The sequence below is a fragment of the Oleiphilus sp. HI0128 genome (genome assembly GCF_001635365.1).
The window spans coordinates 1-871 of record NZ_LWGG01000020.1; the positions used below are offsets into that span (position 1 = coordinate 1).

Annotated in this window: 1 protein-coding gene; it reads left to right on the forward strand. The window is 43.6% G+C overall.

Features of this window, described 5'->3' with window-relative positions; all coding sequences use genetic code 11:
- Positions 1 to 386 precede the first annotated feature (386 nt).
- Positions 387 to 871 (forward strand): MFS transporter (locus A3763_RS00335; protein WP_156494776.1); only part of this gene is annotated, 485 nt, incomplete at its 3' end.

Consider the following 871-nt stretch of genomic DNA (forward strand, 5'->3'; position numbering starts at 1 on the left):
GTAGGGTAGCTCTTCACTGTCATGAAGGCACCAATTTGGTAAGTCTTGATTGAGGTACCTAGGTTTACGCTGGATTTTTGGGCAGATTGTTTGTATGCAGGTTGTTCAAATAGTGCACAATGAGTTGGTGTGCTCCTTGGTAAAGCTGTTTCATGTGATAGCTTAGGTTTTGCGAGCGTAATATGGTGCGAGAAGTAAAAGGTAGTCTTTCTATTGCTTCAGAATGGTGCGTTTTGGCTGGAGGATATGTTGGAATCTGTCTGTGCGCAAGTCGTTTGTGTAATTATCTGTTTTTATCTTGTTGAAAGTAAAGAAAAAAATCTTAGTTGGATCGACTTTTGATTATGGTGGCCTAGTTTTCATTCAATCTATTTAAGGAACCCCGCATGTCTGAAGCTCGATTAAGGTTATTGGATTTTTCCAGTCGACCGACACAAATATTGCACTTTACCTGGTTTGCATTCTTTTTGACCTTCGTGATGTGGTTCAGTCATGCGCCAATGAAGCCTTTCATTATGGCAGCATTTGATATGAGTAATGCCCAGTGGAAGGCGTTATTGATCCTTAACGTTGCACTTACTATACCAGCGCGTATTGTTGTCGGGATGTTGGTGGATAAGTTTGGGCCGCGCGCTGTTTATAGCTTGTTGTTGATGGTGTCGGCGTTTCTTTGTTGGGGTTTTGCTCTAGCTCAAACTTATGAGCAGTTAGCCTTATTCCGTTTCTTGTGTGGCTTTATTGGTGCGGGTTTTGTTATCGGTATTCGTATGGTGGGAGAATGGTTCCCTGCGAAGACGGTTGGCTTAGCAGAAGGTGTATATGGTGGCTGGGGTAACTTCGGTTCGGCAGCTGCAGCATGGACTCTTCCAGC